The sequence below is a fragment of the Candidatus Uabimicrobium amorphum genome (assembly GCF_009002475.1).
GTDB classification, from domain to species: Bacteria; Planctomycetota; Uabimicrobiia; order Uabimicrobiales; family Uabimicrobiaceae; genus Uabimicrobium; species Uabimicrobium amorphum.
This window is the reverse complement of the sequence record NZ_AP019860.1, coordinates 9,016,602-9,043,148: the sequence shown is the minus strand read 5'-3', so window position 1 is coordinate 9,043,148 and position 26,547 is coordinate 9,016,602. Positions and strand designations below refer to the sequence as shown.

Here is a 26,547-nt window from a genome sequence, read left to right as displayed (position 1 = left end):
CTTATTGAATTACCTCCCACCCTCAACAATAAGGCGCAAGATTCCCTCCATGCCTAAATCAGGATACACTTTGTCTATTTCAAAAGAAGCGCGTTCAATTTTACTGATCATACCCCCACTGGCAACAACAGGTATATCATCGCGGCCAATCTCTTTCTTCATGCGCGAAATAAGGCCATCGACAAGGCCAGCGAAACCATACAAAATCCCACTGCTCATGGCCGTTTCCGTTGTTTGTCCAATCGCTTTCTCTGGTAATTCTAAGTATGTTGTACTTAATAACGCCGCATTATCAATCAATGATTCGACAGAACCTTTGATACCCGGGGCAATCGCTCCCCCAATCAAAATACCTCCCACGACGGCAAAAACAGTTGTTGCTGTTCCCGCGCAAACAATGATAACGTCTTTTTGATTCACCATTGCCATCGCTGCTTCAGCAAGTATTAGAATATCAGCTCCGATTTTTTTACCGATGCGCTCATCAATGGTAAAAGAAAAAGGACTATCGGCATCAATAAACGTCATGGAGATCCCTTTGGTTTTCCCCAACATTTCGAAAGCAATATTTACCGACGGAACTACACTAGCAATCCATAAATGAGGAATTTGTAAAAGATCGTGTTCGCGACAAATATTGCGCAACTGGAAATAATATTCGTCGATAGACTGTTCGCGAATCGTACGAAAACGATACACTTGTTCCACAGTTTTGTTTTTGATGATCCCAACTTTGTAGTGCGTATTTCCTACATCAATTGCCCAACACATCGCGCGTTTTTTCCTCCACTTTCTGTAGCAGTTGTCGTTTTTCATCGAAGGGTAAAAATGCCGCAGTAAAACTGTTTATGATGAGCTCTTTGACTTGCTTCTTGCTAAATGAATATGTATTGATGGCCAGCATATATTCATCCGTTAATGTTGTTGCAGACATGAGGCGATTGTCTGTGTTTAAAGTAACACATAAACCTTTTTTGACAAATCGAGGTAGTGGATGTTCTTCTAATGGTGTTCCGGTTTGTGTATTGCATTTTAAACAAACTTCAATCGCAATGCGATGATTGTTGACATATTGGAATAACTGTTCATTTTCCTCTAAACTGATGCCATGTCCAATGCGATGAGCACCTAATTCAATAGCTTGGAAGATACTCTTTGCACCAAAAGCTTCTCCCGCGTGAATGGTACGGTTGACTAAACTCTTGCGTATCATAGCAAACGCTTTGCCGAATTTTTTGGCTGGATTTCCGGCTTCTGCACCTGCTAGGTCAAAGGCAACCACACCCTTTCCATAATACTTTACGCACAGACGCGCCATTTCTAAAGCCTCGTCCAAAGACTTTTCGCGCATCGCACAAATGATAAGTCCTACTTTTATATTGTACTTTGCTTCGCCTTTTGCAAAGCCGCGCAACACTGCCTCAACAATTTCACTGTAACTCAAACCTTTTTTGTCGTGTAAAGTGGGAGAAAATCGAACTTCAAAATACCATAAATTTTCTCGTGCAGCATCTTCCACTAATTCAAAGGCGATTCTTTCTAAAGCATCCTTGTCCTGCATCACCGACAAAGTCATGCGAAATGCATCGAGATACTCCACTAAATCAACAACTTTGCGTCCACAAATAAGATGTTTCTCTAATCCGCTCTCTTCATAAGAGGGCAATTCTATTTTGTACTCACGCGCAAGATCAATAATTGTATTTATGCGAACAGAACCATCTAAATGACAATGCAGTTCACTTTTGGGTAAGGATAAAATATCTTGTTTGGTTATTTCCATAAACTGGCCTACATATCTAGTTTACCGCTTTACAATGTAAAACTACACAGGAAAGCGCACGTAACATTTCCATACAAATTTCCAACATGGTATAACATAATCATTCATTATCGTCATGAAAAACTGCGGATAATTCCAAAAGACAAACAATAAGGCAATGACTCCAATGAGATCTATAATAATAAAAAACCGCCAACGCGGTAAAAATCCATAAAAAGCTTTGATGCCATCAAGAGGGGGAAACGGAATCATATTTAGGCATACGAGCAAGGCATTAATCAGTACACAATTCCCCAAAAAGTTGATCATTAAACTTGTCTTCAATTCGTCAGGTGTCATGAAAAATTTACTCATGATCATAATAACAAGCGTTACAATAATAAGTAATAAATTCATACCTGGTCCGGCGAGAACCGCAGCCATGGTATCGCGACCACGATGGCGCAAAGCTTCAATGTTAATGGGTACAGGTTTAGCACTACCGAAAATTACTTGGCCACCTGATGCGTATAAAATAAGAGCGGGAAACAATATCGTTGGCACTAACCCGATGTGCTTTAGAGGATTTAGAGTAACGCGCTTTTCAACACCCATATCACCACAAGCGTAGGCAATACGAGCATGGGCGTATTCGTGGAGTCCAGAAAAGATAAATATCATACCGAAAAAATATGCCAAGCTCACATAATGGTCAGAACTCATATGAAAAAAGATATCCCACATTACGCCGTTTCCTCCGTATTTTGTCTACACCACAGAGCAATTCGTTCTAATTCTTTCAAATCGTTCACTGTACGTCCTGTCTCGCCAATCGTCTTGACCTCGCCAAGAACTTGCAATGCAAATGTATCTTCAACATCTTCCATACCAATTTTTTGTAACCCATACTTTACCGAAGAAATTCCCGACATGTGGTCCAGGCATATTTCCATTTTACGTCCAACAATTTCTGGGGCAAGGCTATGGTAATGCAGAGGATTAATCACCGCGGCGTGTGTATGCACCCCCGCACAGTGGGTGAATGCGTTTTGCCCAATAATCGGCAAATTTTTCGCGATGGCAATTTTTGCATAATGGCTTACAAACTCATACAGCTCATTCAATTCCAACAAATTCCATTCATTTGTTACAGAAAAATCTTCGCGAAACAATACCAAAAGTTGCGCTAAGTCAACAATACCAGCACGCTCGCCAATCCCTAACACTGTGCAATCAATAATATCCGCTCCGGCACGATATCCATCAATCGCGTTTGCCAACGCCAAACCTCGGTCATTATGGCAATGAACTGCAATTTGTGGAGCGACACCTTCTTTGTCGAAAACCAATTTTAGCTTTGTGACAAAATCGTACATACTGCGATCGGTTCCAGGAATCATATAGCCGGTGGTATCCGCAATACTAATCACATCCGCCCCTGCTTTTACTGCCGCCACAGCAACTTGTGCCACATTATCAAAATTCGAACGCACTGTGTCCTCAGGTGTATAGCGAATCATAAGATCTGGACGTTGCTCACGTGCATAGGAAATAATTTTGCTAATTTGTTCGGTGGCATATGAAAGATCTTTTTTGAAAACACCATCCAGACGTGCATTCGACACACAATAAAATATGCCGAGAAAATCAACACCACAATCTAAGGCGATATCGACATCTTTTTTTGTCGAACGCGAGTGAGCCGCCACCTTGGCCTTGAGACCCATATTGGCAATCTGCTTCACCGCTTTATAAATATTATTGCTAATAAGAGGGTGTCCTGCCTCGATAATATCGACCCCCACACTATCGAGCTTTTCAGCAATGGCTAATTTATTATGCCCCTCAAAATATACTCCAGGAGTTTGCTCGCCTTCACGTAAAGTTGCATCTAGTATTTTAACCATAATTCTCTTATTCACCTATATTTTCTAAAAATTCGCCAAAAGGATGGTACTGGATAATTTCGTTAGGGTCCATTTCCAAATTTAATCCACATTCCGGGCATGTGGTCGCATTTTCGACATGTGTACCACATGCAGGACATTCTCCGGTAAAACCACTCCCAGAACCCAAACCAAAAAAATCCTTTACCACTTCCACTGCTGCGGCAAATTGTTTCTCAAGTACTTCAAAAGTGACAATCTCAGCGTAAGAGGGATAGTCAGGATGTCCACAACACAAGACATGTTCGCGAAACACAATTTTTTGCTCCGCAAAAAGCTCTTTGATTTTTTCCGCTTCTTCTCCAGAAAACTTCCAAATTTTTTTGAGCTTAGCTGATTTTTCATTCATACTTTCAGAAAACTCTGTGACAATCGGAACCTTTGCTCCCAGCAATGTTTGCATCATTACGCGCTTCACTTCTTCATCATTTTCAATATTGATCGCTTCTTCAACACCCAAAAAACCTTGTTTACTTTCGATGCCAATTTGTCCAATAGTACTGACTAAACGATAGCGAATTTGCCAATCATCACTACCTAAAAACGGTAGTATTGCGTGTATTGCTGGTTGGCCAAAACCAACGAGAACTTCACGTAACTCTTCGCGAATTCCTCCATCTTCTTCCTCAATGATCTTTTTCACGAGATCTTCAATATCATCTTTCATCTATTTACCCCAAAAAATAATTAAAAAAACTATTGTAAAATTTTTGTGATGATATTCCAGCAAAATACGCGAAACTTTCTCTGTGGTATGAAATATTTACAAACAACAGCAAAAAACGCAGTACTTTACAGCACTGCGTTTTCATGATTTGTATTAGCTAATAACACACTCAGAACTATTATTCTTCAAAAGCAATTTCTTTAATAAAAGAAAGCTCTTTCACTACTTTTTCCGGAAAATTACAATTTTTACTATTCACATAGCTGAGTAATTTTTTGCTGTAAGCAATTTTTACATTCATACCACGGCCGATACTATTTTTTGGTGTTTCTTCTTCTGCTTCCAACCACAATTTTCTCTTAGTTGTTTTGCGCAAACGGCCTATTTTCGCGAGAAAATCCTCTTTTAATTTTACTAAATCGTCATCCTCTTGTTGTTTGAGCTCGATTTTTTCGACAATCTCTTTCTCGCGTTTTTCAGCAATCTCGATGCGTGCTTTTTCTTGTTCAGCCCACTCTTCGCCCCAATTTTCTGCCAACGCTTTTTGCAAATACGGCGAATAGTTTTTCTTAGCATAGTTATTGGCATACAATATATTCCACTTTACGTATTCAAAACCGTGAGAATCGTAATATTTTCTAACAGCTTTTTTCAGTGCATTGGAGCACTTTTTGACATTCATTTTTTTGAACAGGTCACTCAGATCGGCATCTATTTTGTCTTGATCTATATCCATTTTGCTTTGTTCAAAATCATAATCTAGTTCTACGGACTCAGGTTCGTCCTGAAATAATGAGAGCTGCGAATTGTCCGCCGGAGCTACTTTTCTGATTTGCACGTCCTTTTTCTTGGCATGCTTCATAAACTCTTTGTGAATCCACACTGCCTTGGGCTTTTCATTTTTTTCAACTAATTCTTCATAGCTACCACGTATTTTTGGATACAGATCAATTACTTTTGATATGGGTAAAGAGGCAATATCTCTTTTTTTACTTTTATGAAAATATGGTATGTTGTTAATCCAGTCGAGAAAATCGACAAAAACCGCTTGCTCTTCTGCAGTAACAATACAGTCTTTAGCATTATCTTTTCCAGAAGAAGTTACGATATCGTGAACTTTAGGAGTGGGGTTTCTTGCATATTCAAAAATACACAATTTCTTCTTTTTGTCAAAAACATAGCTAGACAAAAAGCCTTTATCAATAAGTGAATTAGATATCTTTGCGAGACGTTTGCGGCGATTGGTTACGTTTTTATCCACAATAGGTAACCACCGACACAGCGCTTCTTCAGAAATGGTAAATTTTCCATCGACGTTATGATAGTGTCTCTTAGCTAAGTACTCGTAAAGACGCCGCGCAAGACCTTCTGGTAAAGCGCGATACCATACCATATCCAAAAGCTGGTAGTACTTCGCTTCGAGATTTCCTTTTATGATATCGGGAAAAATTAACTCCGATTCGCTAATTCTTTTGCTTTTTCCGCGTTCATGCTCAAACAAGCTAGCGGAATCAAATAGTGAAAAGTGTGTAGAAACTTTTTTATTCCCCGCGTCGTCGGCTTTAATAAAACACTGTACAAATTCATAACGCGCTTGCGCAAGCTTGCGCAACGATTTCTTTATTTTTCCCACCCATGCCTTGATCGGTGTTAAATTTAACTCTCGTGCAATATCGCTATAGTTCAATTTGATACTCGTCGCGGGCATACCATTTTTTACCCAAATTCTCATGCAGGCGGCATAAACGTCTTGTTCAAAACTACCAGGAACACCATATTGACATACACAGGTTAATTTATAATTTCCTCTACCATCCGCCCATTCACTGATTGTTTTTTCTGGGACTGGTCTTCTTTTTCCAAAATGAAAAAGTGATAGTTGCAAAAGATTATTTTCTTTTGCATAAGGCTCCATATAGTCCATAGATATCCTATTTAATCATACTTTCAAAAAAAGTTAATCATACCGCCAGAAAAGAAATATCAAGTATTACAGCGATATGTACCTAAAAATCAACAACGCAACATGATTTCACAAAAATCAATATTTTGAGAGTTCAATCATACCTTCAAAAAACGATAATCATACTTTCAAACAAGTTATAATCATACTTTCAAACAAGCGTAATCATACTTTCAAACAACTGTAATCATACTTTCAGAAAAAAAAAATGCTCGGATAACCTTATAAAATATACGTAGTCGCAAAATGTATACTTTACTATACTCTTATAAACTATTAATAATAAACTACTACTATACAAGAGCGCTTGTCGTCGTTGTTTTTTTGGAAATAAATAAAAAGAAAAACAACAAATCCAAAAACAATTCTTTTAAGGATGAATGGATTCAATATGTATCAAATACATAAGGAGATCCACATAAGTTGATAACCGAAGATTCTATTGAAGTTCTCATGACCGTATTAATAATAGTTTGAGTTTGTTGTATTTGCAAATTTAAATTGAAAAACTTTTTTCAAAGTATGATAAAATTTACAAAGATTGCATATCAAAGTTTTATGAAAGTATGATTAAAAATGTGAGTTATTTATGGGAAAGTCTAGGTATAACTTGTGTTGTAGTATGATTGACGTTTTAAGTTTTACTACAAAAGTTTTATGAAAGTATGATTAAAACTACGAAGATAGGTAGCTTTTCTTTTATGAAAGTATGATTAAAAATGTGAGTTATTTATGGGAAAGTCTAGATATAATTTGTGTTGTAGTATGATTAACGTTTTAAGTTTTGCTACAAAAGTTTTATGAAAGTATGATTAAAAATGCGAAGATAGGTAGCCTTTCTTTTATGAAAGTATGATTAAAATGATATAAATCTATTTTAAAATAAACAATCGTCATGCTCACATCAAAAAGACTCACATCAAACAAGACCGCAAAACAACAAACAAAGAGATCGAAATCGACGCATTACGCCTCTCCTTGTGGGAGAGGCATGAAAATTAAGGTTTTCAGCAAAGCTGAAACCTATAATTTGATGGTGAGGGCACCAATATGAAAACGAAATTCTTTATGGTGAAGTCACCAATATAAAAATAAAACTCTCTATGGTGAAACCACCAATATGATACAGAAACCTTAGCCGAAAGGTTGGTGCATAGCAATAAATGTACCAAAAGTTTTATGAAAGTATGATTGAATGGCCCGAAAAAATGTACATGAAGTTTTATGAAAGTATGATTAAATTTTCACCGAAATAAAGTAGTTTTGATATTTATGTTCGTATTGAAACCTTTGTAAATAGGTTTTTTAAATTGATACCATTCAAAAAAAATTCAAATAAAGTTTTATGAAAGTATGATTAAAATCTTACAAAAATAGAGTATAAAGTTTTATGAAAGTATGATTAAATTTTTTGTATTTTTCTTTTTTTTGGTGTGGTTGGACTTCTAAGTTAAGAGTTTCGTACTTCTAAGTTAAGAGGTTCATTTTCATATTAGTTTTCTCACCTTCGCATTACACTAGTACTTTTTAGTTAGAGTTTCGTTTTCATATTGGTGCCCTCACCATCAAATTACAGGTTTCAGCTTTGCTGAAAACCTTAATTTTCATGCCTCTCCCACAGGGAGAGGCGTAATGCGTCGGTTTTGATCTTTTTGCTTGTTGTTTTGCGGTCTTGTTTGGTGCGTGTTTTTTTTGAAAGTATGATTAAAATTGGTGTGAATAAGTGGTTTGCGGTCTTCTTAGGTGCGGTCTTTTTTTGTGCGGGGTTCTACTCGATGCAAATCTTTTATGAAAGTATGATTAAATTTAACCGAAAATCGTCTGTAAATCGTTATATAAAAATTACATAAATATTACTGCCCCATGACATTTTGATGATATTCATTTGCTATACTTTAAACATTCGTAAAAAGGCTTGGAATTTGCAGTAGCAATCATGACAATCGTAGTGGCTATCCCATGATAGCCACTTATTTTTTTATCTACGTCGAAAAACTATTGTGGAGGAATAAAATATGAATCGTATAAGTATAGCATTAACCATACTGGTTGTTGTAGGAGGGTGTACATTAGGTACACCTAAGACTTCTCGTGAGTACAAAACGGCAAAGCGTTATGATAGTCAGAATAGCGATTTGGATGAAAGACCATTGGTAATACCTGAAAGTCAAAGTGTTGTAAATAGTAACTCAGGTTCTGGTCAAGAAACAAGAAGCCTCTCTAAATCTAACCTTGATTCCAATTGGCAGCATAGCGATATGGGAGGAATGGCATATGGAGACGAAAATTCCATGCACGGTATTCGCACATATCCATCTTATGAGGAATGGAAGCCAATTACGCCTCCCCGAGATCAAACTACCGAAGAATACCAGCATACCGCAGAGAACGATTACAAAGATCCACATCGCGAAGCCTTATCTACTTTTTCTATAGATGTTGATACAGCATCTTATAGCAATATGCGGCGCTATCTTTCAGGAAATCAATTGCCGCCTCGCGATGCTGTTCGTGTGGAAGAGCTTGTCAATTACTTCTCATATGATTATCCTATTCCACAAGATAACGCGCCTTTTTCGCGCACAATGGATGTTGCAGAATGTCCGTGGAATCCAAATCATTGGCTTGTACAAATTGGAATACAAGGATTTAAAGTACCACAGCAACAAATGCCACCTTCTAATTTAGTTTTTCTACTCGACGTTTCTGGGTCGATGAGTAGTGCAAAAAAATTGCCCTTATTAAAAACAGCTATGGGACTGCTTACGCAACAATTGCGACCTGAAGATACCATTTCTATTGTGGTATATGCTGGTTCCGCGGGTTTAGTACTGCCACCGACGTCTGGGCGCAATAAAGATCGTATACTTCGTGCGATGAGTCAATTGCAGGCTGGTGGGTCGACAAATGGCGGTCAGGGAATTCAGTTGGCTTACCAAATTGCAACAGATAACTTTATCCCTAACGGTGTAAACCGTGTTATACTTGCTACTGATGGAGACTTTAACGTCGGGATTTCTAATTCTAACGACTTACAGAGGCTGATCGAGACTAAGAGGCAGAGTAATATATTTCTTACCGTTTTGGGTATGGGAATGGGAAATTTAAAAGACGCTACCATGGAACAGCTGGCAAATAAGGGAAATGGAACGTATCATTATATTGATACGTTGTCTGAAGCGCGAAAGGTTCTCATTCATGAGTTAGGTAGTACGTTGTTTACTATCGCAAAAGATGTTAAAATACAAGTAGAATTTAATCCTGCATATGTCGGAAATTATCGTTTACTTGGATATGAGAATCGTTTGTTGGCTGCAGAAGATTTTAATGACGATAGAAAAGATGCAGGAGAAATAGGTGCAGGGCATACGGTAACAGCTTTTTATGAGATCGTACCGCGAAATGCTGATTTTCGTCCACGAGTTGACCCACTAAAATACCAAAGGAAGCGCCCTGTTCCTCAGTATAATTACAGCAATGAAATTTTGACATTAAAAATTCGCTACAAGGCACCTAAAAGTGATACGAGTAAACTTCTCACTAGTGTATTGCGAACACCCGTGAAGCAAATTAATGAAACTTCACCTAGTTTTCGTTTTGCAACAGCGGTTGCTGCTTTCGGAATGATTCTGCGTGATTCGCAATATAAGAATAACGCTTCTATGGAGTTAGTACGTAGTTTGGCAATGAGCTCTCTGGGTGAAGATTACTATGGATATAGACGCGAGTTTGTCGATTTAGTGAATATTGCAGACACATTGCTGAAAATGAGTCGGTAAATTTGGGAAAATACATTGGTAAGGCAAATAAAATGTCAATAAAAAGAAATATCATCTGTGCTTTTGCAATTTTTTTTATCGCTGTGTGCTGCTCAAGAAACTCTTCTATGAGGGGTGGAGACAGCCTAGCTTCGCCGTTAATGATGTCGGCCACAGATGCCCGAGAACCGGGTAACATTGTTATAAATGAAATGGGGATGTCTGACAGTGTTGTTGAAGAGATGAACACCGAAGAGTATTCACATATCAAAGAAAATGAATTTAAAGATACGGTGAAAGAACCACTTTCCACATTTTCTATTGATGTGGATACAGCTTCGTATAGCAATATGCGACGATTCATTACACAGAACAAACTTCCTCCTAAAGATTCTATACGTATTGAAGAGCTCATCAATTACTTTTCTTATGCTTATCCTATACCGGAAGATGGTGTGCCTTTTTCGCGTTCTATGGAAGTCGCAGAGTGTCCATGGAATAATGACAATTGGTTAGTAAAAATAGGTTTACAAGGGTATAAGATTGAAACAAAAGAGTTGCCTCCTATGAATTTGGTATTTCTACTGGATGTTTCGGGATCAATGAGTAGTAATCAAAAACTACCCTTATTAAAAACAGCGATGGGCATGTTGACAGGAGAGTTGCGCGCAAGCGATACGGTTTCTATTGTCGTTTACGCCGGGGCGGCTGGTCTTGTTTTACCACCTACACCAGGGAACGATAAATCCAAGATTCTCGGAGCGTTTAATTCTTTGAATGCTGGTGGATCGACAAATGGTGGAGAAGGTATACAGTTGGCTTATGACGTTGCTGCGCAAAATTTTATCCCCAATGGAATTAATCGCGTAGTTTTAGCCACAGATGGAGATTTCAATGTAGGGATTTCTAGTGAAGGTGATTTGATACGTCTCATTGAGGATAAACGTAAGAGTGGCATCTTTTTGAGCGTTTTAGGATTGGGTATGTACAACCTGAACGATTCGATGATGGAAAAACTCGCTGACAAAGGAAATGGAAATTATGCCTACATCGACACTTTAGCGGAAGCAAAAAAAGCCCTTGTGGAAGAACTCGGCAGCACGCTATTTGCGATTGCAAAAGATGTAAAAATTCAAGTGGAATTTAATCCTAATTACGTTACAAGTTATCGTTTAATTGGTTATGAGAATCGTTTGCTTGCAGCAGAAGATTTTAACGACGATACAAAAGACGCAGGCGAAATAGGGGCTGGGCATTCAGTAACAGCACTTTACGAAGTCGTTCCCCAAGGAAATTTAGCACAAGGTGGTAATGTGGATTCTTTGAAGTATCAGGGAGAAAGACCACTTTCTGCGCAATCATTTAGCGATGAGATTTTAACGCTTAAAATTCGCTATAAAGCTCCTGATAGCGAAGTTAGCGAATTGTTGAGCAGTACTTTACCTATGCCAGTGAAGAGTATTAACGATACTTCGACAAGTTTTCGTTTTGCCTCTGCTGTTGCTGGTTATGGTTTGCTCTTGCGTGATTCGAAATTTAAGGGAAATGTCTCGATGGAATTGGTAAAAAGTTTGGCAATGAGTGCGCGGGGTGAAGATCGCAATGGTTATCGTAAAGAATTTATTGATTTGGTGGACATTGCGCGTACTTTACTGGAAATGAGACAACCATAGAGTTCTTTTGAATTCTTGAATAGATAAATCACAAATCTATGTGTATAACGCAAAAAAGGTGGGCTAGAAAATTTTTGTTTTCTGGCCCACCTTTTTTTATTGGGGTGAAATGTTGTAGGGGTTCTAACGATCCTACCATATCCTGTATATAGTTGTGAGGGGTATTTCTGAAAGCTATTATTGTTTAGTTTGTGGTATGTCTACCAAACCTATTTATTAGGTTTCTATATAAACCAAACATCATGTTTTTGTTTGCTATTGTTTTTATTGTTACTTCTATAATACAACATAAAAAATGAAAGTCAATAATAAAGTACGAAAAACTTACGGTTTTAATTATTTTTTCGTGTAAAATTAATTATATTAAGTACTTAAGGTTTTATTTTTTTTTGAAAAAAAGAGAGTTTTTGGGAGAAATTGAGGAAAGGTACTGCTGGATAATGAGTGAATGGAGTGTACATTGACTAAGAAAAAATTTTTGTTTGGTGTGAGATGACCCCAGACTGTCATCCCTGCAAAAGCACATATGTGTCAAGCTAAGATACAAAAACCTTATGGTGTCATCCCTGCAAAAGCACATATGTGTCAAGCTAAGATACAAAACCCTTATAGTGTCATCCCTGCAAAAGCAGAGGGATCCAGCGTTCACAAGTCCACTTTACATTGCTGGTTTCCCGCTTACGCGGGAATGACACGGATTTGTAAGTCTTTATTAAGAAAGTTTCACTCTTAATTTGACAGCCATGTGCAAAAGCAGGGATCTGGCGTCTATAAATCGACTAAGGTGTGCAGAAAAAGATGTCACTGGTATGTGAATTGTAAAACAATTTGATGATTTTACTAAAAGTAGCGAAGATATCTTTGTACGCGTGACTGGTCGTTTTCGTTTAAGTCGTTTTTGGGTAGAAATAGCGTTTTACGAGATGGATTGCGGAAAAATATCTTTTCGAATAGGTCGCGTGCTTCCGACCACATTTGTAGTTTTGCATAAACTTGTACCACTCTTAACAGAAAAAGATTATCTTGGGCGAGAATTTCTTTTTTGATTGGGTTACCAAAGAGGTTTTTTACTTTTATTGTTGCTTGTGGCGCGCTTTCGTTTTGCGTGTAGTATTCTGCTAACTTTAGACGACTCATGATCGTTTCAATTGCCGCCGGAGCGTGGTGACTTTCTACAATTTTTTCCCATGTAAAAACGGATTGTATCAGTTGGTTGTATGCTGATTGAATAATGGCCTTTTCAAATTTGTATGTAATATTATCTGGATCTAATTGGATGGCTCGATTTAGGTGTTTTAGTACTTTTTTGTGCATTTTGCGTTTGCTCTTGTCTTGTAGAGAGGCAATATAGGTGTAATATTGTGTGTTTAACGATTGTATTTCATCTGCGGCGAGAAATCGTGAGAATGTCATTAGTTTCACAAAACCGTGTATGGATTGGGCAAATATAATTTTTTCGGTTTTACTTTTCTGAAGGTAGGAATCAAATAAACGTTGACGTCCTTCGCTATTAGAATAAACATACGAGGCGAGTAGTGCGTTACTGCGTATGAGTTTATTGGAAGATTCGAGGTGTTTGTTGACAAATTGTAATTTTTGTTGATCGCTCCACTTGTCTTTAATTTCTTGGTTTAGGGCTTGAAGTACAAAGCTGGCGAGAGGATTGTTTTGGTTTTGTAGTCCGCGTAAGATTCCATATTTTAAATAGCAGAGATTTTGTAGAACATGAGCCTTAATGATATCGTTTTCGCGGTCAAAAGAATCGAGCGTGTGAAAGCCAAATATGGCAGATATGTAGTAGACGAAAAGTTTATAGTACCTGTCATGCGAGCGTTTGTTTTGCATTTTACGTAGATTTTTTTTTAAAAATCGCATTGTTTGGATCGCAGTATTTGGTTTCCACGACTTAGAGGAACGTTTAAAAATTTCACTATTGTATGACAAAATTCTCGCAATAGGATGCTCACCTTGGGTGTCGAGTGGTTGGTAGTAGGGAAAGTGAAAATATAGAGTTTTGATTGCTTGTAGTCGTGAAACACTTATGTGTTTTGATTTTTGACGCTCACTTTCAATGTACCTCGCCATAAATTGTGCAATCACATTTACCTTGTTTTGGTCAAATATTTTGGATCTAGCAAGTAAAATCATTGACGAAATAATCGGTTCATGTGTTTCTTGCCACGCTTTTGCATAGTACGGCCAGTACTTTGTCATGCGTTGTTTCACATAATTGTTTTGCCAAAAGTAGTAGTGGGCGAAAAAACGCTCTTGGACTTTATTGCTATCCATTGTTTGCAATAAAACGTTTTCTGCTTGTGCCCATAGTTTTTGTGGCATTCCACGGATAGCGAAAATAACTTGCGCCGCTTGCATGCGCACAGACTGTTCATTGCGTGATAATAGTAGATCTTGTAACAGTGACAGTGTGGAAGTCTCGACGTGTTCTCCGTTTAAGTACAACAAGTGGATCGCGAGCAACTTCAATGGAGACAGCGCTTGTTTTTGTTTGAGATAATGGACAATGGGTGCAATTTCTACAGAAATGGACTCACTGCGATATGCCATGCAAGTGATGAGCTTTGCTGTTGTCGAAGGGGTAGTATTCAGGTAATTTTCTGTGTATTGTGTATCTTGAGAATTAAGTAAAGCTTTTGCGGCCAGATATCTGTATATAATATTTTCATTTTCATTGGTCAGTATGGAACGCAAACTTTTTTTATCTTCTGTGGCAAAGCCGCTCTGTGTCCAATCAAGTAACATTTTGCGATCTCTGTGTAGATACCATCTTGCGAGTCGATAGTAGTTTGCTTGTGCTAGTTCACGTTGTTTTTTCTTAATAAAGGTGTTGAGTATTTCTAAATATTCACTACTATCGGAAAATTCTTTTGCGATATAACTACGCATTTGCTCTTCCATATTGTGGTGATGACGAATTAAATTCAAATAAGAACGCAATTGATTCATCGTACGGAAAAAACTTTTTTGTATATTCAGTTTTTTTGCGTTGTGCTTTGTTCGCCACCATTGTAAACGCTCATATGCGTCTCGATAATTTTTTTCAAGTTCTTCGACCTGTGCCGCAATGCAATCCGGAGGAGTCACTTTGTCAAAGTTTTTGCTGTAAAAGGTCATCGTCATGTAATATTCTTGTTTTTGCTGCGGATTTTGATAGGCAAGGTCAAGGAATGCAGTACTAGCAATATTGTTGCGTGGATCTAGCTTTACCGCTTCGATAATGTATTTATATGCTTGTACAAAATCCTGACGAGCAATATCGACCTCAGCAAGTAAGTTATAGTAGCGAGCGCGGCCAGAGGTGAGATCTATGCATTTTTGGAAGTAGGATTGTGCCTGTGGTAAATCAGATTTTTCAATAAGAAGTGACCGACCTAAATACTCATATACATCAGGGTTATTTGGCAATTGTTGTTTTAGATCATTTAAAATATCTTTGGCCTGCTGTAAATGAAATTTTTTCTTACTTTCCTGATATGCTTGAAAATAAGCTTTTCCCAAAAGTAAACGACTAAATATTTGCTTACTATGAATAGGCTGTAACTCAGAATTTTTATTAGTTTTAAGGCTTTTGAGTAGTGTAGAAATGACTTCCTCATACCGTTTGGTTTTGTAGAAAATTTTTGCTTTTAAGTAGTAAAAATCCGTCGCGAGAAAGTGCGTACTTGACACCTTATGATTTAAATATTTTCGTGCTTTTTTCCAATCTCCTTGCTCAAAATACATATGCGCCAACGCAAGGTCTGCTTGTAAGATATTTTTACCGCGAAAATAACGTAGGGCCAACGTTTCCAACTTATACCACTTCTTCTGTCTTTTGTATATTTCGATCATCGCTAGGTGCATTGGCTGTCGTAAAGGACTTTGCAAGTTTATTTTTTTCTGCAAAGAAGTTAGTTGTCGCAAAGCATCCTCATCGAGACCATAGTTTATTAAATTTTGCGCATTTTGTAAGATGTCTTGAGGAGACGTGATACGCAGATCGAAAGAGTCGCGACGGTTTTGTGAAAACCACACCGCTAAAATCATCGCCACACAAATACATACGGGGATTAAAAATTTTTGTACTTTACTTTTTATACGCCACATGTTCGCCATTGGAGCTTTATGTTGTAAAAATTTTTGTAGATCATTGGCAAATTCCATGGCGCTCTGATAGCGATTTTTTGGGTTTTTTTGTAAAGCTTTGTATGCGATACATTCAATTGCGTAGGGCGTATCTTTGTTTATTTTACGTAGTAGAGTAGGATTTTCGTAAGAAACTTTGCGGAGAATTTCCATTACATTTTCACCACTCACTGCCGGAACGTTGCCTATTAACTCATAAAATACAACTCCAAGTGAATATATATCGGATAAATGATTGAGTTTGCGCGTTTCTCCGTCTGCCTGTTCCGGCGACATGTACGTTGGCGAACCCATTAGCATACCCGTTTTTGTTAGAGTGGCATCTACCTTCATACGTTTTGCTAAACCAAAATCCATCAAATATGGTTCATGTTTTTTATCCATCATGATATTTTGCGGTTTAATATCGCGGTGCACGATATTTTGTTGGTGGGCACAGTTGGCAGCATGTAGAATTTTTATAAATAGCTCTACTTTTTGTGTTATCGTTAGAGTATTTTGCTCCATGTATTGGTTGAGAGTAACTCCATCAATGTATTCCATTACCAAGCATGGAAAATTTTTTACCATAATGATTTCGTAAATTTTTAGTATGTGGGGATGCACTAACGATCCAATTGATTGCGCTTCGCGCATCATTCTTTTGATATAGTATGAACTTTTATCGTTGATATGCTTTATGGCAACTTTTCTCTTGAGCGTTTCGTCATATGCTAAATGAACAGTTCCCATTCCCCCTTCGCCTAGCTTACCAATTATTGTGTATTTTCCAATAGTTTTTGTCATGATGAACATTTCTAAGTAAATAGTGAAGAATCCGCGATAACCACCTTATAGGAAAGTCTAATGCGGATAGACGATAAATGCAATACAAATGTCTATCCTCAGTACAAAATGCTATCTATTTCGCGACAACACTTTGAGAAAAATGAGTATGCTACAAAAAATTAAAATGGCCGCAAGTACAAATGGTGCACCCGGAAAGTGAAATATTTTTTCTTTGCCTGTGAAATGACTAAAAGTTTGTGTCATGACAATGGGAGAAAGAATGGCCGAGAAACTTACAATACAACTTACTGCTCCTTGCAATTCACCTTGCTGATTTTCGTCGATTTGGTTTGACATGAGTGCGCGAATAGAAGGATCGATAAATCCCCCGAGAGAGGATACAAATATAAATAAATACGCCATCCAGGTTTGGGTGATGAATGCGAAACCTACAAATGCGCAGAATGACATGAATAAGCCGAGTAGTAATGTTTTATTTTCGCCTAATTTGGGAATGGCAACACGTATAAGTTTTCCTTGGACAAGAGCCAGTAACAATCCGACAAGAGCAAGCGAGTAACCTACTTGGCTTTCTGACCAAGTAAAGTTTTCCATGGCGTAGTATGTCCAAATACTTGGGTAGATGTCGCGGGCAAGTTGTGACACAAATAACACTGTTAGTAGCCCTGAAACGAGAGGAAATTGTTTCATTTCCATGAGTGCACCTACAGGGTTGGCACGTTTCCATGAGAATGAGCGTCGTTTGTCGAGACTAAGCGTTTCTGGGGCGACGAAGAAACCATAAATAGCCGCCAAAAAAGCCAAAACAGCAGAAAGATAAAAGGGAATACGTGTACCATATTCGCCGAGCGTACCTCCAAGTGCTGGGCCTATAATAAAACCGACGCCAAAAGCGGCACCTATCACGCCAAAGTTTTGCGCCCGTTCTCCCGGCTCACTGATGTCGGCGATGTATGCCGCTGCTGTTGCGTAAGATGCCCCCGCTATCCCTGCAAGAAACCTTCCGAGGAACAACCAATATAGATTAGGTGCTACACTCATAATTGCATAGTCGATGCTTAATGATACAAGCGAAAAAAGCAGTACCGGACGCCTTCCGTAGCGATCACTGAGGTTACCGATAATCGGAGCACAAAAAAATTGCATGAAAGCGTAAATAAAGAACATCCAACCACCGTAAACCGCGGCACTGCTTATTCCTTCACCAGTCAGTTCCATAATAAGTTCGGGCATAACAGGAACAATAATCCCAATACCCACAGCGTCAATGAAAACAGTGAGGAAAATAAAGTAGAGAGCTTGTTTACTGTGCGTCATGGTTTTCCTATTCTTAATCATATGGAAGCGGTGCATTTGTTATTTATAGCGCATGTAGATTATTTTATGATAACGTTCGCGAAATGTGAATAAATATCTAAAATAAAGAAATTGTTTGTTACGCGTGATCTTTCCAGTAAAATAGGTTATCCGTGTTTTTATTTTTAGAAAGAGATTTGCATGACAAACGAAGAGATGCAGTGTATGGAAGTGTGGGGGGGAAATCGCGATTGTGATTGCCACCTTGATTTAATGGGCTTAGGTGTAGAGGTCTACAGTAAGCCATATGCTGGTAGCGAAGACGGCGGGGATGTCTATTATGTTTCTTCGTGTGCGACTGGACGCATAACGCGTTTGATGGTTGCCGATGTGAGTGGCCATGGTAAAGACGCTTCTGAATGTGCGAATCAATTGCGGCGGCTTATGGGAAAGTATATAAACTTTGTAGATCAGAGCCGTTTTGTCGAAGAAATGAACAATCAATTTACCACAATCGTGGAACAAGGAAGATTTGCGACGGCGGTTGTCATCACTTACTTCGCACCAACAAATGAAATGCTTATTTCCAATGCGGGACATCCTTCACCGTTGCTGTATCGCAAAAAAAGTAATCGTTGGTGTTTTATTGATAAAAATATGATCGGGAAGCGAACGGATATTCCACTGGGCATCCTGAGTGGAACCAACTATCATCAATGTAAAGTATACTTGGAGCCTGGAGATATTGTACTGTGCTACACTGACTCTCTTATTGAGCTACGTAAAAACAAAGAAGACAATGTAATAGGACCAGAAGGTCTACTCCGTTTTATGCAAAAAGTTACGGACTTGAGTTTACCCAACGCGCAAAAACTTCTACAAAATCTTCAGGAAGAAACACAGGCGCAATTTAACGACGATGTCACATTGGTAACATTGGCGATTAACGACGCACCACGCGTATCTTTGGCGACGAAATTTTTAGTGCCGTTACGTATGTTACAGGTCATTTTTCGCGCAGTGATTTGGAACCGTATACCTGTTCCAAAAACAGAGTGGTCGATAAAAAACCTTGGGGGCGCTTTTTTCTACAAATTGAATTTTCTTGGATATAAAAAGAAGAAACCATAAAAAGAGGTTTCTGACAAATCAGATATCTAACGTCTTAAATCGAAAATATTGCATTTGCAAACCTTCGGCCACTACTTGATGATGGGTTGTTGTAAAACCCATTTGTAAATATAAGTTAACCGCCGGAATATTTTTTTGTGGTGTTGCGACAATCACATCTTTCTTTTTTTGTAGTATGAATGAAACCAATGATTTTGCAATACCTTTTCGCGAGTGATTTGGGTCTACCATTAATCGATGTACGTCCAATACCTCGTTGTCTATTTTGTACGAAATGACACCCTGTATTTGCTGTTGTTGTACATATCCCACGAAAGTTTCCTCACTGTGATGTAGATCCTCTCTTGTTTCCTGCAACGGAGGAATATCATAAAAATTAATCAATTGTGCCTCTTGTGTATAACACTTCCTCTGAAGAGCATGTACCGCACATCGTGTTTTCAAATCATTTATATCTAAATATACGATCATTTTTTCTTTCCGTTTTGTTTTTGTATATCGTTCCCTACATTTTTTCTTGACTTTGTAGAATAAATTCCTCATAATGGAATGCCAAATACAATATAACAAATGACAGCGAGTATTGTGGGGGAAAAAATATGAAAGAAAAAGCTCTATACGGCGTTCAAAGCGTACGCAAAGATGACCATTGTAGCGAAAAAAGCCCAAAATCACGACGTACTCCCAAAAAAATTATTTTGAATGCGGCCAAGTTGTTTACCAAAAATAAAAATATAGCTCGTGCGCAACGCGAAAAAAAACCTGATCAAAAAAATGTAATTAAACTAAAAACTTATCGAAACGACATCGACACGCTGAGAATTGTTGGTAAGGAAATAGATGACAGGTATTTGATTGAAAGAGCAATCGGCCACGGAGGGATGGGGGTCATCTATTTAGCGAATCACAAAAGACTCGAGAAAAAATACGCGATCAAATTTTTGTATGATAAGAATCAGGAAAGTAGCATTAGTGACGAGTTGGAGCAAAGATTTGTTATGGAAGCACGTATTGCCACGGAAATACGTCATAACAATTTAGTTGAGGTTTACGATGTTTCTTCGTACAAAAAATATCTATACATGGTAATGGAATACATCGATGGTGAAACGGTGGAGCAAGCGGTTATCCAAGGAAAAATTTTTACAGAGCAAGATGTGATTCGCATCATGAAAGAACTGTTGAGTGCTTTGGAGGTAATGCATGAAAAAGGTTATGTTCACCGCGATATAAAGCCCTCTAACATAATGGTAAATCAGAATGGTGTTGCAAAATTAGTGGATCTTGGCATTGCCAAAGATTTAAGTAGTACAGAAAATCTCACACAACCCTACATAATTATTGGTACCTTAGAATTTATGTCTCCAGAGCAAATTGCCGACGGCGATGTTGGCTTTGCAAGCGACTTATATTCTCTTGGAGCAACGGCATATTACATGCTAACCGGAGAGAATTATGTCGAGGGTAGCAATATGCAAAAGATGGATGCGATATGCTTGGGAGATTTTTCTATTGATCTTCCTCATGTTAGCGAAGAATTTATGGAAGTTTTACGACGTATGATGACTACTTGTAAAAAACGTCGTTTCCAAAGGGCAAAAGATGTTATTGAAGTACTAAACTTAATTGAAAATGTACGTAAAACTCAATCTATACAAAAAGATCGCTTTAAAATGAAATAATTCGAAACCAAAGCTGTGCGGATATGTTTTAGAAAACTTATCCGCAAATGCAAATTAGATTTTCCTGCCATACTTAGCTCTCACCTATAAAATAGCACTGCACATTTTCGTTGTCTATATCCCACATTCACCTCTGCCTCGCCTTCATATTAATGGATCCCCATGAATATCAACTCTCATTTTGCGGTAGTTATGTCGATAAAATTCTACTTCTTGAGTATTTTTTGTAGATAAAAAACTACTTTTTTGCTTGAATATGTCGATTAAATTCTATACAATAAAATTGTAAAAACAGAATTGAACAAAATATAGCAAAAATGACTGAATGATAATATCGTGAGGAAAATATGAAAAAAAAGGTCCTATATAGCGGCCACAGTATTTTTGAGGACAACTACCGTGTTGGGGAAACTTCCACGCGGAAAAGTACCTCAAAGCCGAGAAAGGTGGTTCGCGCTTCCGAATCTTTTCTTGCCGAAGATAGAAAATCCGAAGGTTCCAAGCCAAGAAAAGTGATTCGTACTTCCCAAACATTTCTTGTCGAAAATAGAAAATCAGAAACTGCAACACATGAACGACGGGAAAACAAAAGTAGCGTGTCAAAAATATATACAACAGAACACGAAGTACATAACAGTGAAATCGACACACTGAGAATTGTCGGGCAAGAAATAGATAACAAATACATCATCAAAAAACCAATCGGACATGGTGGAATGGGTGTTATTTACCTAGCAAAGCACAAGCTTTTGCAAAAAGAATACGCCATAAAATTTTTGTATGACAAAAATCAAGTGTACAACACAGATGACGAGTTAGAACAACGCTTTATTTCCGAAGCGAGTATGGCCGTAGAACTACGCCACGACAATTTGGTCGAGGTTTATGATATTTCGAAATACAAAAACCACTTCTATATGGTAATGGAATACATCGAAGGGGAAACGATTGAGCAGGCGATTGCCAAAGGCAAAAACTTTGTGGAACAAGATGTGATTCATGTCCTACACGAGGTTCTCAGCGCCCTGCAAGCGATACACGAGAAAGGTTTTGTCCATCGCGACATAAAACCTTCAAATATCATGATCAATCAAAACGGCGTTGTCAAGGTCATGGATTTTGGTATTGCCAAGGATTTAAGTAAGTCTGAAAATCTCACACAGCCGAATATTATTATTGGAACTCTCGAGTATATGTCACCAGAACAAATCATGAGTACGGATGAAGTGAGTTTCACGAGTGATATATATTCGCTTGGAGCAACAGCATACTACATGCTAACAGGGGAAAATTATATTGAGGGCAATAATATGCAAAAGATAAGAGCGATTTGTTCTGGGGACTTCTATATCGAAATTCCGGGCATAAGTGCCGAATTTTCTGAAGTATTGTTGCGTATGATGAATACTGATAAAAAACAACGCTTTCAAAATGCACAAGAAGTGAAAGAAGTATTGGCCTTATTAGAAAAAGGGAGAGAATAATGATGGAAATTCGGCTTACATATGTCAGTAAATTTTCGCGTCGTTTATCAAACGAAGAGATCGAGCAAATTGGGGAAGTTTCTCAGAGAAATAACTCTAGAGAAAATCTAACAGGTATGCTAGTTGCCTTAGGTGGGATGTTTTTCCAAGTCATCGAAGGAGACAAAGATAAAGTTGAGAGGCTATTCGATAAAATTTGCCGAGACGATCGTCATAATCGCGTGATTATGATTCGCGTAGAGGAAGATATCGAGCAGCGAAACTTTTTCGCATGGGGAATGAAGACCCTTAACCTGGACAATCAAATAGGGGCTCTTATACAACAACCGATTCAAACGCTATTCTCGGTAATGTTGGAACAATTACAACACCGTTGTTTTTTGGAAAATATTCTTATGCAAACAATAAATCGTAACGCACAAAATGTATTACGTGTGGGTTTTGATGAATGTTGTGATTTAACAGAAGCGAGTAAAGCATGCATGTTTTTGTGGGACGAAGAAGAAAAGACCTACAAATCTACAGAAGTTGTCGGTGGTAGTACGCAAATTATTTCGGCCAAACCAAGGACTCTTGACACCTACATGCTACAAATGGCGAAAGTTAGACAGACATCTCATATTGTATTACTCCCCATTACGTCGCAACAAAAGACAGTGGCGATTTACTTCATTCAGCGAGATGAAATTTTTCATGAAGATGCACTGCGCAACTGCGAGCTTGTGTGTTTACAAACTTCTAAAACGTACGAAAGTTTACTAAAAATTGAATCGGAAACAGGTAATTTTCAAAGGCTGGGTCAGACAATCACCATTCCTGACGATGAGCTACCAAAAGGCCTAAATGGCAGCATTACCGAGTTTGTGGATACGATGGCCTCATTTGTCAATAATTACGAGTGCGATGACAATACCCCCGACAATGAGTTGAAAAAACTACAAAAGACAATGAATAGCCTGGTGGACAAAATGGAAAAGAATAGAAGTGACAGGACTACTGATGAAGTTAGCGAAGTGAAGAAAGTCGTTTAAATGAACACATCTATTTATTTGCAAAATGTTTGTAAATCATACCGTGAAGGTGACAGACAGCTTTCTGTTTTAAACAATGTCAACACCACATTGTCTCACGGAAAATTTACCGTACTCTTAGGGAAAAGTGGTTCGGGAAAGAGCAGCTTACTGAACCTTATTACGGGTGTTGACACTCCCGACCGTGGAGATATCGTCGTTGGAGACACAAACATAACGACACTATCAGAACACGAAAGAACACTGTATCGACGAAGAAATGTCGGCATTGTCTTTCAGTTTTTCAACCTAATCCCAACCTTAACCGTTCTAGAGAATATTACCTTGCCGTTAGATCTTGATGGTAAGCCGCGAAAAAAGAGTGTGGAAAAAGCCCTATATTTATTGGAGAGAGTTTTTCTCCAAGACAGAGCGCACAGTATGCCAGATGTACTATCGGGTGGTGAGCAACAGCGCGTTGCCATTGCCCGCGCTCTTGTACACGACCCGCATTTGATTATATCGGACGAACCAACGGGGAATTTAGACCAAAAAACCGGCCAACAAGTTTTGCAATTACTACTCGAAGTAACGAAAGATAAAACGCTGGTCATGGCCACTCACAATCTCGATGTGGTTTCTCATGCTAATTTTGTATATCGCATTGCGGAAGGTGACCTTGTCGAGGAAAATGTGCAATGAATTTGACACTTCTGCGTTTGGGACTTAGCAATGTAAAGCGTCATCCGTGGCTTACATTGTTTTTGATTTTAGGGGTAACACTTGGTGTCGCCGTTATCGTCGCTATTGACATTGCAAATCAAAGTGCGATGCGCTCTTTTTCGATGTCTTTAGAAAGCGTTTCGGGTAAAACCACCCATCGCATTGTGGGGGGATCGCAAGGAATTGACGAGAAAATCTATTCCGATTTGAAAATCAAACTAAATGTTGCCAAATGTGCCCCTGTCATATCCAACTACGTGAACGTAGGACGTGATATAAAACTCATCGGTATTGATATTTTTGCCGAAGCGCCTTTTCGCAGCTACGTGAACAGAGACAACTTGTCGTTAAGCGATGATGCCTTCGTGGCGTTTTCACAACAGGAGCGCGCAGTGATCTTGTCGCAGCAGTTGGCCACAGAGCTCAATACCGGAGTTGGAAAAAAAATAGATATGGAGTTTGGCGGACAACGCATACCCGTTTCTGTGGTTGCTGTTATTTCTCCACAAGATCCATTCGTCCAAAAATCTCTTTCCGGTATTATGATTACTGATATTAGCAGCGCTCAGGAAATTTTCGGTAGTTATGGACGTCTGTCACATGTCGATTTGATTATCGAAAAAAATATAGTAGAAACACTAAAGAAGATTCGCAACATACTACCGGAAGAAGCACGTATTGAAGAACTACAGCAAAGTAACCGCAAGACACAACATATTATCTCGTCGTTTCAACTCAACCTTTCGGCACTCAGCTTACTTGCCATTTTAATCGGTGCGTTCATTATTTATGACACCGTCACTTTCTCCGTGGTTCGTCGTCGGCACGTAATTGGAGTACTGCGTTCGGTGGGGGCCACCAAACGCAACATTTTTATGATGATTATGGGCGAAACATGTGTGATGGCTCTTGTGGGTGTATTCTGTGGCTTTTTTCTCGGTGTGGTTCTTGCCAAGTTTGCGGTGACCATGGTAATGCAAACCATAAACGATTTGTATTTTACGCTTACGGTTACCGATTTTTCCATCGCGGGAACCACTATATTAAAAAGCTTACTGGGCGTGGCGATCGCTCTGGTTGCGGCATTGATACCCTCTGTGGAAGCGGCAAAGATTCCTCCGGTTGGTATGTTGCGGCGTTCTGTTCTCGAATCGAAAATCCATGCGTACTTATCACGTTTTACGCTAAGCGGTATCGCACTACTCTGCCTGGGAGTTGTGGTCTTTTTCATTCCCAGCAAAAGTTTGATTCTTGGTTTTATTGGTATTTCTCTGGTCATTTTGGGCGCGTCGCTATGTGTACCACTACTATTGCTAGTGTTGATGAAACTGATCTCGCTAATCGCGGCGAAGAATAATTTTGTCATTGTAAAAATGGCAGCGCGTAGCATCGAACGTTCCTTAAGCCGTACTTCTGTAGCGGTTGCAGCCTTAACAGTCGCTGTTTCTTGTTTAATTGCGATCAATATTATGATCGGTAGCTTTCGCATTACCTTTATTAACTGGATTGATTCGGTTTTGACCGCAGAGATTTTTGTTTCTGGGGATAACAAAGGCATTGCAAGGGCAAAGGAATTTTCGCGTGAATTGGCAGCCAAAGTTGCCCAAGTCGATGGAGTGAAAAGTATATCTCTGTCGCGTATTACCGATGTCAAATCGCAGACAAAAGATATTGTGCGCCTCAATGCTGTAACACGTAACATTGCGAATCGTGGGGTGTTTTCTTGGACGCATAAAAATATTGATGGTAAATGGAATGATATCAACGAACGCTCCATTGTGGTCTCTGAGCCCTTTGCCTATCGTTACAACATGGCCCAAAACGAGGGAAATTCTATTTCCCTTTATACAGATAAGGGTTTACAGGAATTTCACGTTGTAGGTATATACGTTGACTATGCTTCCGATCGCGGACAAATTTTAATGGCCGACGAAGTGTATCGTCATTACTGGAAAGACGACAAGATAACAGCAATTGCTGTATTCCTGAAGGATGGATACAACCGAGACTCGGTGGGGAAAGAAATAGAAAAGTCTTTAGAAGGTTATGAAGACTTAGTCGTAAACCCCAGCGAAAATTTGCGCGAAATAGCTCTGAATATTTTTGATCGCACCTTTGCCATCACATTTGCGATGCAAATTTTAGTGGGATTTGTGGCGTTTATTGGAATTATTAGTACATTAATGGCATTACAGCTGGAGCGAAAAAAAGAGATTGGAATTTTGCGCGCCAATGGCATGACGCCCCGACAATTACGTAAATTAGTGTATTGTGAAACAGGTCTCATGGGAGCTGTCGCCGGCATTATCTCTATTCCGCTAGGGTTTGCCGTAGCTGTTATTTTTATTTATGTGATTAACGTGCGTTCTTTTGGTTGGACAATTCAATTTTTTCCATATGCCAAGTATTTTGTTCAAGGTCTAGTTACGGCCATTATCGCCGCAACACTTGCTGGTATATACCCGGCATGGAAATTTGCGGTGACGAATATCGCCAGTGTTTTGCGAGAGGAGTAGACAA

At 38.7% G+C, this 26,547-nt stretch carries 17 protein-coding genes; 8 read left to right on the top strand and 9 right to left on the bottom strand.

Annotated features, from left to right (window positions below; all coding sequences use genetic code 11):
• Positions 1 to 9: 9 nt before the first annotated feature.
• From UABAM_RS31820 to UABAM_RS31795, 6 genes are all read right to left on the bottom strand, one after another.
• Positions 10 to 771 (bottom strand): type III pantothenate kinase, encoded by a 762-nt coding sequence (locus UABAM_RS31820; RefSeq protein ID WP_173013693.1) that lies wholly within the window; start codon positions 769 to 771, stop codon positions 10 to 12.
• Positions 755 to 1,783: an adenosine deaminase gene (gene add, locus UABAM_RS31815; protein WP_151972135.1), complete on the bottom strand. Its 1,029-nt coding sequence runs from the start codon at positions 1,781 to 1,783 to the stop codon at positions 755 to 757. Before add ends, UABAM_RS31820 begins: the two co-directional genes overlap by 17 nt.
• Before the next feature lie 42 nt (positions 1,784 to 1,825).
• Positions 1,826 to 2,506, bottom strand: a complete 681-nt coding sequence (locus UABAM_RS31810) for a site-2 protease family protein (protein WP_151972133.1) — start codon at positions 2,504 to 2,506, stop codon at positions 1,826 to 1,828.
• Positions 2,506 to 3,669: a homocitrate synthase/isopropylmalate synthase family protein gene (locus UABAM_RS31805; protein WP_151972131.1), complete on the bottom strand. Its 1,164-nt coding sequence runs from the start codon at positions 3,667 to 3,669 to the stop codon at positions 2,506 to 2,508. Before UABAM_RS31805 ends, UABAM_RS31810 begins: the two co-directional genes overlap by 1 nt.
• A 7-nt stretch (positions 3,670 to 3,676) precedes the next feature.
• Complete coding sequence (locus UABAM_RS31800; protein WP_151972129.1) at positions 3,677 to 4,375, bottom strand: hypothetical protein; 699 nt, start codon at positions 4,373 to 4,375, stop codon at positions 3,677 to 3,679.
• 178 nt (positions 4,376 to 4,553) lie between these two features.
• A complete protein-coding gene (locus UABAM_RS31795; protein ID WP_151972127.1) occupies positions 4,554 to 6,299 on the bottom strand; it encodes a hypothetical protein in 1,746 nt (581 codons plus the stop codon).
• A 2,054-nt stretch (positions 6,300 to 8,353) separates the two neighbouring features.
• Between UABAM_RS31795 and UABAM_RS31790 the strand changes: the two genes are divergently transcribed.
• The gene (locus UABAM_RS31790) at positions 8,354 to 10,117 is read left to right on the top strand and encodes a vWA domain-containing protein (RefSeq protein ID WP_229759334.1); all 1,764 of its coding nucleotides are present in this window, start codon (positions 8,354 to 8,356) and stop codon (positions 10,115 to 10,117) included.
• A 32-nt stretch (positions 10,118 to 10,149) separates the two neighbouring features.
• Positions 10,150 to 11,769 carry a vWA domain-containing protein gene (locus tag UABAM_RS31785; protein ID WP_151972125.1) on the top strand — a complete coding sequence of 540 codons (1,620 nt, stop codon included), beginning with the start codon at positions 10,150 to 10,152 and terminating at the stop codon, positions 11,767 to 11,769.
• An 840-nt stretch (positions 11,770 to 12,609) separates the two neighbouring features.
• Here UABAM_RS31785 and UABAM_RS31780 read toward each other — a convergent pair.
• Both UABAM_RS31780 and UABAM_RS31775 read right to left on the bottom strand, forming a co-directional pair.
• On the bottom strand, positions 12,610 to 16,698 hold the full coding sequence (locus UABAM_RS31780) for a serine/threonine-protein kinase (protein ID WP_173013692.1): 4,089 nt from the start codon (positions 16,696 to 16,698) through the stop codon (positions 12,610 to 12,612).
• A gap of 111 nt (positions 16,699 to 16,809) precedes the next feature.
• A complete protein-coding gene (locus UABAM_RS31775; protein WP_151972121.1) occupies positions 16,810 to 18,018 on the bottom strand; it encodes a TCR/Tet family MFS transporter in 1,209 nt (402 codons plus the stop codon).
• A gap of 180 nt (positions 18,019 to 18,198) precedes the next feature.
• On the opposite strand from UABAM_RS31775, the gene UABAM_RS31770 reads away from it, so the two are divergent.
• Positions 18,199 to 19,128: a PP2C family protein-serine/threonine phosphatase gene (locus UABAM_RS31770; RefSeq protein WP_151972119.1), complete on the top strand. Its 930-nt coding sequence runs from the start codon at positions 18,199 to 18,201 to the stop codon at positions 19,126 to 19,128.
• A gap of 18 nt (positions 19,129 to 19,146) precedes the next feature.
• Here the strand turns inward: UABAM_RS31770 and UABAM_RS31765 are convergent, their stop codons facing one another.
• The gene (locus UABAM_RS31765) at positions 19,147 to 19,599 is read right to left on the bottom strand and encodes a GNAT family N-acetyltransferase (protein ID WP_173013691.1); all 453 of its coding nucleotides are present in this window, start codon (positions 19,597 to 19,599) and stop codon (positions 19,147 to 19,149) included.
• Positions 19,600 to 19,727: 128 nt separating this feature from the next.
• Between UABAM_RS31765 and UABAM_RS31760 the strand changes: the two genes are divergently transcribed.
• The 5 genes from UABAM_RS31760 (at position 19,728) to UABAM_RS31740 (ending at position 26,543) form a co-directional block, all read left to right on the top strand.
• A complete protein-coding gene (locus tag UABAM_RS31760) occupies positions 19,728 to 20,810 on the top strand; it encodes a serine/threonine protein kinase (protein ID WP_151972115.1) in 1,083 nt (360 codons plus the stop codon).
• Between the two features lie 347 nt (positions 20,811 to 21,157).
• Positions 21,158 to 22,294, top strand: coding sequence for a serine/threonine protein kinase (locus UABAM_RS31755; protein WP_151972113.1), 1,137 nt, complete (start codon positions 21,158 to 21,160; stop codon positions 22,292 to 22,294).
• A complete protein-coding gene (locus tag UABAM_RS31750; RefSeq protein WP_151972111.1) occupies positions 22,294 to 23,325 on the top strand; it encodes a BLUF domain-containing protein in 1,032 nt (343 codons plus the stop codon). The genes UABAM_RS31755 and UABAM_RS31750 overlap by 1 nt, the downstream gene beginning before the upstream one ends.
• A complete protein-coding gene (locus UABAM_RS31745; protein ID WP_151972109.1) occupies positions 23,326 to 24,006 on the top strand; it encodes an ABC transporter ATP-binding protein in 681 nt (226 codons plus the stop codon).
• Positions 24,003 to 26,543: an FtsX-like permease family protein gene (locus UABAM_RS31740; RefSeq protein WP_151972107.1), complete on the top strand. Its 2,541-nt coding sequence runs from the start codon at positions 24,003 to 24,005 to the stop codon at positions 26,541 to 26,543. Before UABAM_RS31745 ends, UABAM_RS31740 begins: the two co-directional genes overlap by 4 nt.
• The last annotated feature ends 4 nt before the right edge of the window (positions 26,544 to 26,547 follow it).